Annotated in this window: 11 protein-coding genes and 1 tRNA gene; 10 read left to right on the top strand and 2 right to left on the bottom strand. The window is 53.8% G+C overall.

Annotated features, from left to right (window positions below; genetic code table 11):
- From sufB to ABJQ89_RS13800, 10 genes are all read left to right on the top strand, one after another.
- A partial coding sequence (gene sufB, locus ABJQ89_RS13845) for a Fe-S cluster assembly protein SufB (RefSeq protein ID WP_348496778.1) occupies positions 1-830 on the top strand: 830 nt, incomplete at its 5' end.
- Between the two features lie 3 nt (positions 831-833).
- Positions 834-1,190: a hypothetical protein gene (locus tag ABJQ89_RS13840; RefSeq protein WP_348496777.1), complete on the top strand. Its 357-nt coding sequence runs from the start codon at positions 834-836 to the stop codon at positions 1,188-1,190.
- Positions 1,168-1,482, top strand: a complete 315-nt coding sequence (locus tag ABJQ89_RS13835; protein ID WP_348496776.1) for a heavy metal-binding domain-containing protein — start codon at positions 1,168-1,170, stop codon at positions 1,480-1,482. The genes ABJQ89_RS13840 and ABJQ89_RS13835 overlap by 23 nt, the downstream gene beginning before the upstream one ends.
- Positions 1,482-2,084, top strand: a complete 603-nt coding sequence (locus ABJQ89_RS13830; RefSeq protein WP_348496775.1) for a hypothetical protein — start codon at positions 1,482-1,484, stop codon at positions 2,082-2,084. Before ABJQ89_RS13835 ends, ABJQ89_RS13830 begins: the two co-directional genes overlap by 1 nt.
- A 33-nt stretch (positions 2,085-2,117) precedes the next feature.
- Positions 2,118-2,873, top strand: a complete 756-nt coding sequence (gene sufC, locus ABJQ89_RS13825) for a Fe-S cluster assembly ATPase SufC (RefSeq protein WP_348496774.1) — start codon at positions 2,118-2,120, stop codon at positions 2,871-2,873.
- The gene (gene sufD / locus ABJQ89_RS13820) at positions 2,874-4,157 is read left to right on the top strand and encodes a Fe-S cluster assembly protein SufD (protein WP_348496773.1); all 1,284 of its coding nucleotides are present in this window, start codon (positions 2,874-2,876) and stop codon (positions 4,155-4,157) included.
- The gene (locus ABJQ89_RS13815) at positions 4,157-4,639 is read left to right on the top strand and encodes a YIP1 family protein (RefSeq protein WP_348496772.1); all 483 of its coding nucleotides are present in this window, start codon (positions 4,157-4,159) and stop codon (positions 4,637-4,639) included. Before sufD ends, ABJQ89_RS13815 begins: the two co-directional genes overlap by 1 nt.
- Positions 4,639-5,226, top strand: coding sequence for a YIP1 family protein (locus tag ABJQ89_RS13810; RefSeq protein ID WP_348496771.1), 588 nt, complete (start codon positions 4,639-4,641; stop codon positions 5,224-5,226). Before ABJQ89_RS13815 ends, ABJQ89_RS13810 begins: the two co-directional genes overlap by 1 nt.
- A complete protein-coding gene (locus ABJQ89_RS13805; protein WP_348496770.1) occupies positions 5,219-6,439 on the top strand; it encodes a cysteine desulfurase in 1,221 nt (406 codons plus the stop codon). The genes ABJQ89_RS13810 and ABJQ89_RS13805 overlap by 8 nt, the downstream gene beginning before the upstream one ends.
- 48 nt (positions 6,440-6,487) lie before the next feature.
- Positions 6,488-6,564: transfer RNA gene (locus tag ABJQ89_RS13800), tRNA-Arg, on the top strand.
- A gap of 145 nt (positions 6,565-6,709) precedes the next feature.
- On the opposite strand, the gene ABJQ89_RS13795 is transcribed toward ABJQ89_RS13800, so the two are convergent.
- Both ABJQ89_RS13795 and ABJQ89_RS13790 read right to left on the bottom strand, forming a co-directional pair.
- On the bottom strand, positions 6,710-7,333 hold the full coding sequence (locus tag ABJQ89_RS13795; protein ID WP_348496769.1) for a glutathione S-transferase family protein: 624 nt from the start codon (positions 7,331-7,333) through the stop codon (positions 6,710-6,712).
- A 4-nt stretch (positions 7,334-7,337) separates the two neighbouring features.
- On the bottom strand, positions 7,338-7,850 hold a 513-nt coding region (locus ABJQ89_RS13790; protein WP_348496768.1), incomplete at its 5' end, for an ATP-binding cassette domain-containing protein.

The following is a 7,850-nucleotide window of genomic DNA, read 5'->3' as shown; positions in this document are numbered from 1 at the left end:
TGTCCACATACTTCCGCATCAACGCGGAAAACACGGGTCAGTTCGAGCGTACATTGATCATCGCCGACAAAGGCAGCTATGTGAGCTACCTCGAGGGCTGTACAGCGCCGCAGCGTGATCAATCCCAGCTGCACGCCGCCGTGGTCGAGATCATCATCGAAGAAGATGCCGAAGTGAAATACTCCACCGTTCAGAACTGGTTCCCAGGTGATGAGAACGGCAAGGGTGGTATCTATAACTTCGTGACCAAACGTGCTGATTGCCGTGGTGATCGTGCCAAGATCATGTGGACACAGGTTGAAACGGGCTCTGCTGTGACGTGGAAATACCCGTCTTGCATCCTGCGCGGTAACGAGAGCCAAGGCGAGTTCTACTCAATCGCCATCGCGAACAACTACCAGCAGGCCGACACAGGCACGAAGATGATCCACCTTGGCAAAGACACCAAGTCACGGATCGTCTCCAAAGGCATCTCTGCTGGTTTCGCGCAGAACACCTACCGTGGTCTCGTGTCCATGCATCCAAAAGCGAAAGAGGCGCGCAACTATACGCAGTGCGACAGCCTTCTGATCGGCGACAAATGCGGCGCGCACACGGTTCCTTATATCGAGGTGAAGAATAACTCCGCCCGCGTGGAGCACGAAGCGACCACATCCAAGGTGGATGACGAACAACTCTTCTACTGCCGCCAGCGCGGTATGGACGAGGAAGAGGCCGTCGCCTTGGTCGTGAACGGATTCTGTAAAGAAGTGCTGCAAGCGCTGCCGATGGAATTCGCTATGGAAGCGCAGCAATTGGTGGCGATCTCTCTCGAGGGCTCTGTGGGTTAACAAATGCACGAAGAAGACCATACAGCACGCCACTTCCGGATGGGCCCACTTGCTGGCCCGTCTGTCTTGGGGCCAATCGCGTGTTGGTTATGTGTCTATTTCGCAATTTCGTTAGTTTTTGCGCTCAAAGGAATACAGCCAGCTGGGCTCTGGTCGATAATTTGCACGGTTGGTTTGATTGGACTTTTCATCGCGTGGAAAGTTTCGCGGAGAAAGAAGAACTTCGAGAAGGCCGTAGAACTGCGTAGCGAACTGCACGATCTAAGAGAACAAGAATTCAAGCTTCGCTACGAAGAAGCTAAGATGAATGGTCAGTTGGACCGTTGGAAAAAGAACGATGATCATAACGACGACGAATAACATCGAAGGCCACAAAATCCTCTCTTACAAGGGGATCGTTGTGGGCGAGGCGATCATGGGCGCGAATGTGGTGCGTGATGTGTTTGCGAGCATTACCGATATCGTCGGCGGCCGCTCCGGTGCTTACGAGTCCAAACTCCAAGACGCGCGCGACACGGCAATGCGGGAATTGGAAGAGCGCGCCAAAGCCCTTGGTGCAACCGCAGTTGTCGGCGTTGATCTCGATTATGAGGTTGTCGGCAACTCCATGTTGATGGTCTCTGCCTCTGGCACAGCGGTGATTACAGACTAATGAACCAAGCCGTCTCCATAATTGAACGTCCAGAATTGACGTTGCCGGAACGCGAAGCCACGGTTTTACGGGCGCGTTATGCTCAGGCGGATGTTATTTTGGAATATGGCGTTGGTGGCTCTACCGTTATGGCCGCTGAGATGGCTGGAAAAAACATAACTTCAATCGAAACAGATCAAGATTGGGTCGCAATGATCAACGCTTGGTTCGCCAAAGAACCTTGCCAAAGTGTTCCAGATGTAATTTGGGCGAATATTGGCGAAACGGTTCATTGGGGACGCCCCAAAGATGACAGCCATTGGAAAGACTATGCCAAATATGCACTGAGTTTTTGGAACCTCGATGAGATGGCGCATCCTGATGTTGTGTTTGTCGATGGTCGATTTCGTGCGGCTTGCGTTTTGGCCGCGGCGTTTAATTGCAAAAGAAAAACGCGCGTGCTTGTCGATGACTATGCGCGCCGCGAGAGCTACCACGCTGTTGAAAAATTTGTCGACGCACCGCGTCTTATCGGCCGCATGGCTGAATTTGAAATAACCCCAACACCGATCCCTGCAGAGCATCTGCTTGAGATCATCACACTTATGCAGGACCCGTACTAGGGCCCTAAACGAACACGAATGAGGATGTAAATTATGTTGAATATCAAAGACTTGCACGTCTCTCTTGAGGAAGAAGATAAGCAAATCCTCAAGGGCGTCGATCTGACAGTTGAAGCTGGCAAAGTGCACGCAATCATGGGCCCGAACGGTTCTGGTAAATCCACCTTGTCTTACGTTTTGTCTGGCAAAGACGGATATGAAGTCACAGACGGCAGCGCCGATCTTGGCGGAGAAGACCTGCTCGACATGGAGCCTGAAGAGCGCGCGGCAGCGGGCCTTTTCCTTGCGTTCCAATACCCTGTGGAAATTCCGGGCGTTGGCAACATGACCTTCCTACGCACAGCAGTGAATTCACAGCGCAAAGCGCGCGGTGAAGACGAGATGAGCGCGACAGAGTTCCTCAAGGTCGTGCGCGAGCGTGCGAAATCCTTGAAGATCGACGCGGACATGCTGAAACGCCCCGTAAACGTTGGTTTCTCTGGTGGTGAAAAGAAGCGTAACGAGATCCTGCAAATGGCGATGCTTGAGCCAAAGATGTGCATCTTGGACGAAACAGACTCTGGCCTGGACGTTGATGCGATGAAATTGGTCGCGGAAGGCGTGAACGCGCTGCGCTCTGAGGGTCGTGGCTTCCTCGTGATCACGCACTATCAGCGTCTTCTGGATCACATCAAACCGGACGTTGTTCACATCATGGCAAATGGCCGTATCGTGAAAACGGGTGGCCCAGAACTGGCGCTCGAAGTTGAACAAAACGGTTACGCTGACATTCTGGCTGAGGTGGCTTAAATGGCTGTTGCACAAGTAAAAATTGATGCGACCGAGGAGCGTTTGAGCACCCTCGCGTTGCCACAAACAGGCTGGTCGGCCGCTGCACGCGCCGATGCGCTTGCTCGGGTTCGCGCGGTTGGTTTGCCATCGCGCCGCGATGAATACTGGAAATACACGCGCCCTGATACTTTCGTTCAAGCTGCACCTGTCGCTGCTGCACCGTTTCAGAGCGACGAAGCGCCTGTCTTCGCGGACATGGACTGCCTCAAGATCGTCTTCAACGACGGTGTCTTCGATGCGGATGCCTCTGATGATCTGTCGCTGGACGGCGTGAGCATTGAGCGTCTTGCCGAAGCGCAAACCGATATTCACTGGGCGAAGGGGCTCTACGGGGTTCTCGAAGCTGCAGGTCAAACGCCTGTGGAACGTCCGCTTGCAGCGCTGAATACCGCATTTGCGAGCGATGGTGTCTTGATCCACGTGACAGCGACGCCAAGCAAGCCGATAAATCTGATTTATAACCAAGTATCAGATAGTTCTGACGCGATCCTCCATCACGTTGTGAAGGTGGATGCAGGCGCTGAAGTGACCCTTTTGGAGAACGGTCCGGCTGCTGCGCGCTTTAACAAATGCGTTGAAGTTGATATCGCGGACACTGCCAAGTTCCACCATATCTGCGTTCAGGGTCGCGATCATGATCGCCGCACAGCGACGCATCTGTTCACGCGCCTTGGCGCTGAGTCAGTCTTCAAAAGCTTCACGTTGACCGCAAACGGAGTGATGACGCGCAACGAATGCGTGATCGAGCTGACGGGCGATGATGCGCAGGCACATGTGGCCGGCGCCGCGCTTGGCGATGGCGATTTTCATCACGACGACACGGTGTTCATCACCCATGACGCTGTGAACTGCGAAAGCCGTCAGGTCTTCAAAAAGGTTCTGCGCAATGGCGCAACGGGCGTGTTCCAAGGCAAAATTCTGGTGAAGAAGGACGCGCAAAAAACCGATGGCTATCAAATCAGCCAATCGCTTTTGCTCGATGACGACAGTCAGTTCCTCGCCAAGCCAGAACTTGAAATCTACGCCGATGACGTGGCTTGCTCACACGGCTCCACCTCTGGTGCGATTGATGAGGACGCATTGTTCTACCTGCGCTCGCGCGGTGTTGAATTGGGCGAGGCGACCGATTTGCTGACCTTGTCTTTCCTTGCCGAGGCCGTTGAGGAAATTGAAGACAGCGCGCTTGCCGAAACAATCAATGATCGCTTGGCCGCGTGGCTCTTGGCGCGTCGTAGCAGCTAATGGCGATCTCTTCGGACATGGTTGCCACCTATAAAGGTCCGCGCAAGGCATTTGCGCGGATTTTGGCCATGGGGCAGCGCGAAGAACGCGCGCTTATGATCTTGATGGCAGGATGTTTGATTACTTTCGTGTCGCGCTGGCCTGCCTTGGCACGCGAGGCACATATCGCAGGGCAGGACCTCAACATGTTGCTTGGCGGTGCGTTGATGGCGTGGCTCTTTGTGGCGCCTCTTGCGCTCTATGCGATTGCGGCGCTGAGCCATATCGTGGCGAAGCTGCTACGCGGGCAGGGCGACTGGTACGGCGCGCGCATTGCACTGTTTTGGTCGCTGCTGGCCGCGAGCCCCCTGATGCTGCTCAACGGCTTGATCGAAGGCTTCATCGGCGCGGGGCCCGGTTTGCAATTGGTCGGATTTGTCTGGTTCGTTGTGTTTATATGGTTCTGGCTTTCGGGCCTGTATGAGGCGGAAAAATCAAGCTGATGTTGAACACCTTCCTGACCCTTTTTGCGCGCACACTATCTGAGCCGCGCACCGTTGCAGCCGAGCTGATCAATATGCGCTTTGAGCGCAGCTCGCTGTGGCTTGCCTTAGGCCTTGCCGCTGTACTGAATGCAATCGCCTTTCAGTTTTCGCAGCTTCTGACGCCATCTGAAATCGCGCTGCCGATCATCTTTTCATCGCCCGTTGTCTTTGCATTGTTGATTGCCGCAGGGCTCGCGATGAGCGTCTATTCTTTCACCTTTGTTGGCCGCTTCTTTGGCGGTACGGCAACGTTGGAAGGGTTGATGACGCTGCTGATCTGGCTGCAATTCATGCGTTTCACGGTGCAAGTTCTTGCGATGGTTTTGGTGTTTATCGTGCCTTCGCTCGCGGGTCTGTTGGTCTTGGGCGCGTCGATTTACGGCATGTGGCTGTTGATCCAATTTATCGATGTGGCGCACGCCATCGAGAGCACCTTCACAAGCTTCGGCATTCTTGTCGCCTCTGGTTTGGCGATCATGATCGGCCTTGCAATTTTGCTGACGCTTCTGGGCGTTCAGAATATGGGACTAACACCTTATGTTTGATGTCGAAGCGATCCGCGCGGATTTTCCGATCCTGTCACGCGAAGTGAATGGCAAACCACTGACCTATCTGGACAGCGGCGCGTCCGCGCAAAAGCCGCAGGTCGTGATCGATGCGATCACGCGCGCCTATGCGGAAGAATACGCCAACGTACACCGCGGTTTGCATTACCTCAGCAATCTCTCAACAGAGAAATATGAGGCGGTGCGCGGCACCATTGCGAAATTCTTGAATGTCGCGGATCAAGAGCAGATTGTGTTCAACTCCGGCACGACCGAGGGCATCAATAGTGTCGCCTATGGTTGGGCCATGCCGAACTTGAAAGAGGGCGATGAAATCATCCTCTCTGTCATGGAGCATCACGCAAATATCGTGCCTTGGCATTTCCTGCGCGAGCGCCAAGGTGTGGTGATCAAATGGGTTGATGTGGATGTGAACGGCGATCTCGATCCAGCCAAGGTGATCGAGGCGATAACGCCGCGCACCAAGCTGATAGCAGTGACCCATATGTCCAACGTGTTGGGCACTGTCGTCGATGTGAAGGCGATCACCGAAGCGGCCCATGAACGCGGCGTTGCTGTGCTTGTCGATGGTAGCCAAGCAGCGGTGCATATGCCGGTTAATGTCGATGATATCGGCTGTGATTTCTATGCGATCACGGGTCACAAGCTTTATGGTCCGTCCAGCTCTGGCGCGATCTTCATGAAGCAGGAGCGCATGGCTGAAATGCGCCCCTTCATCGGTGGCGGTGATATGATCCGCGAGGTCAGCAAGGACGCGGTCAGCTATGCCGACTCGCCCATGATGTTTGAGGCGGGTACGCCGGGGATCGTTCAGATGATCGGCCTTGGCGTTGCGCTGGAGTATATGATGGAGATCGGGATGGAGGCGATTGCCGCCCATGAGGCCGATCTTCGTGATTATGCCAATGCGCGTCTTGGCGGATTGAACTGGCTGAAAATCCAAGGAAATTCCGCAACCAAAGGCGCGATCTTTAGCTTCACGATGGACGGGGCCGCGCATGCGCATGACATCTCGACCATTCTGGACAAGAAGGGCGTCGCCGTTCGCGCAGGTCAGCATTGTACCGGCCCCTTAATGGAATTCTTGGACGAAACGGCCACGTGCCGCGCCTCCTTTGCGATGTATAATACGCGTGAAGATGTTGATGCTTTGGTGGACGCGCTTGAACTGGCGCATGATTTGTTCGGCTAGGCGTTTTGTCATTGCGGCGCATGGGGCGCAAAGTTATACCGCCCCTAGGCACCCATAGCTCAGCTGGATAGAGCGCTGCCCTCCGAAGGCAGAGGCCGCAGGTTCGAATCCTGCTGGGTGCGCCAATCTTTTCAATATCTTAGGTTCTTTAAGCGTTGTTAAGGGCGTGTCCAGAGCATCACTAGTGCAGGCAACAATGATTTTCGCTTACAGAAACGCTTTGGAATGGGACCACGGGCATTGCCGCTTTGCTGGCCGCCAAACGAGATGTTATTTTTCAAACATCGAATTTGGTCCAAAGAAAGCCAGAGCTTTCTTCGCTGCAGGTCTTTTCCTGATCCGTTCAAGCCAAAGGTCAAGGTTTTCAGCGCCTCTAAGCGTTAGGCCAAGATGCTCGTGAATATGCAGCCATGGGAACAGAGAGATATCTGCGATGCTGCAGGTCTGACCGCAGAGAAACGGTTTCTCTTTCAACTGGTCGTCTAAATGTTGAATCGTGCGATTGGCGATTGATCGGTGTTGAGCCAACGCCTCGGGATTGGGAGCCTTTGCATGTTTGGACCAGTATTCGATCTGCCCAAAATGTGGCCCTTGGGTTGAGGCCTGATAGAAGAGCCAAGAGATCATAGCTTTGTACTCATTGGAGTTTTCAGGGAGTCCCCAACCTTGGTCTCGGGCTATACTTAACAGGATCGCATTTGACTCGGTTTGGATTGCATCGCCGTCTTTCAGAACAGGCACTTTTCCCGCGGGATTGATGGCGAGAAATTCGGGTTTGTGCTGCTCTCCCGCACGAATATTGATCGGAACGTATTCAAATTCACTGTCGGTTTCCATAAGCAACATCAACACCTTAAGCGTATTTATGGTGTCATATCCGTATAGCTGCATCATTTTCTTATGTTTGCCACGTCGTTGGCATCACAGGCGTAAGATCGAGCAGCGATTTTGTGTAGTCCGCTTGCGGCGACGTATAGAGCGCGTCAGTTTCGCCAACCTCTTCAATCCTGCCGTTGCGCAGTACAGCGGTGTCGTCGGCCATCTGGCGCACAACAGCAAGGTTATGGCTGATGAACAAAATCGTCAGGCCAAACTTCGCTTGCAGATCTTTCAAGAGATTCAAGATTTCAGCCTGTATCGAAACGTCCAACGCCGAGGTCGGTTCATCACAGATCAAAAAGCGTGGGCGTGCCAAGAGGGCGCGCGCAACTGCGATGCGTTGACGTTGCCCACCAGAGAATTGGTGTGGATATTTCGAAATCGCATCGGGTTGCATCCCGACAAGCGATAGCATGGAGGCCGCCAATTTCTCGCGCTCCTGCGCATCTTTAACAAAGCCGTAGAACCACAAAGGTTCTGCCAAAATGTCCCCGATGCGGTGGCGTGAATTCAGGCTAGAATACGGATCTTG

Source organism: Planktotalea sp. (genome assembly GCF_039984035.1).
Taxonomy (GTDB): Bacteria; Pseudomonadota; Alphaproteobacteria; order Rhodobacterales; family Rhodobacteraceae; genus Planktotalea.
The sequence above is the reverse complement of the archived record's forward strand: the minus strand, read 5'-3'. Positions and strand labels throughout refer to the sequence as shown.

Excerpts from the sequence above, each read along its gene's own strand:
- ABJQ89_RS13840 (WP_348496777.1), top strand. The coding sequence starts at position 834 with ATGCACGAAGAAGACCATACAGCACGCCACTTCCGGATGGGCCCACTT.
- ABJQ89_RS13835 (WP_348496776.1), top strand. The coding sequence starts at position 1,168 with ATGATCATAACGACGACGAATAACATCGAAGGCCACAAAATCCTCTCT.
- ABJQ89_RS13830 (WP_348496775.1), top strand. The coding sequence starts at position 1,482 with ATGAACCAAGCCGTCTCCATAATTGAACGTCCAGAATTGACGTTGCCG.
- sufC (WP_348496774.1), top strand. The coding sequence starts at position 2,118 with ATGTTGAATATCAAAGACTTGCACGTCTCTCTTGAGGAAGAAGATAAG.
- sufD (WP_348496773.1), top strand. The coding sequence starts at position 2,874 with ATGGCTGTTGCACAAGTAAAAATTGATGCGACCGAGGAGCGTTTGAGC.
- ABJQ89_RS13815 (WP_348496772.1), top strand. The coding sequence starts at position 4,157 with ATGGCGATCTCTTCGGACATGGTTGCCACCTATAAAGGTCCGCGCAAG.
- ABJQ89_RS13810 (WP_348496771.1), top strand. The coding sequence starts at position 4,639 with ATGTTGAACACCTTCCTGACCCTTTTTGCGCGCACACTATCTGAGCCG.
- ABJQ89_RS13805 (WP_348496770.1), top strand. The coding sequence starts at position 5,219 with ATGTTTGATGTCGAAGCGATCCGCGCGGATTTTCCGATCCTGTCACGC.
- ABJQ89_RS13795 (WP_348496769.1), bottom strand. The coding sequence starts at position 7,333 with ATGATGCAGCTATACGGATATGACACCATAAATACGCTTAAGGTGTTG.